The organism is Mesorhizobium atlanticum (assembly GCF_003289965.1).
GTDB classification, from domain to species: domain Bacteria; phylum Pseudomonadota; class Alphaproteobacteria; order Rhizobiales; family Rhizobiaceae; genus Mesorhizobium; species Mesorhizobium atlanticum.
Genome location: NZ_QMBQ01000028.1, coordinates 1 through 765, shown reverse-complemented (window position 1 = coordinate 765; position 765 = coordinate 1). Strand labels below are relative to the sequence as shown.

General features: G+C 66.5%; 1 protein-coding gene. It reads right to left on the bottom strand.

What is annotated here, in order from left to right; translation table 11 throughout:
- Positions 1–765 (bottom strand): Ig-like domain-containing protein (locus DPM35_RS32690; RefSeq protein ID WP_198419747.1); only part of this gene is annotated, 765 nt, incomplete at both ends.

Genomic DNA, 765 nt, shown 5'->3' with positions numbered 1-765 from the left:
GTCGGTGAAGGTGCCGCCGGCCACGTTGATGGTGGCGGTGGTGGTGCTGCCGGGCGTGGGCGTGAAGTCGGCGGTGTAGCTGGTGCCGCTGCCGGCAAAGTTGCTCAACGTGCCGCCGGTGACGGCGACATCGCCGCTGCCAAAGTTGGTCGACGCCTCGCTCAAGGTGAAGGTGAGGTGCGCGACATCGCCGATCTTGAGGGCATTGTCATCGGTGCCGACCACAACCGTCGGCGCGACGGTGTCCACCGTCATGCTCAGCTGCGTGGCGGCGGTGTTGTTGTTGCCCGCTGCGTCGGTGAAGGTGCCGCCGGCCACGTTGATGGTGGCGGTGGTGGTGCTGCCGGGCGTGGGCGTGAAGTCGGCGGTGTAGCTGGTGCCGCTGCCGGCAAAGTTGCTCAACGTGCCGCCGGTGACGGCGACATCGCCGCTGCCAAAGTTGGTCGACGCCTCGCTCAAGGTGAAGGTGAGGTGCGCGACATCGCCGATCTTGAGGGCATTGTCATCGGTGCCGACCACAACCGTCGGGTTGACGGTGTCGACGGTGGCCGTGTCGGTGTTGGAGGCGGTGTTGTCGTTGCCGACAGGATCGGTGAAGGTGTTGGCGCCGACCGAGATCGAGACCGGTGTCGTCGAATTGTCGCTGGCGGTGAAGGTCGCCGTGTAGGTCTTGCCCGACGGATCGCCGGCAAGGTCCTGGGTGAGACCGGAGATCAGGCCGCCGGTCACCGTGATGTCGCCCGCATCGAAGCCGCTCGGCACCTC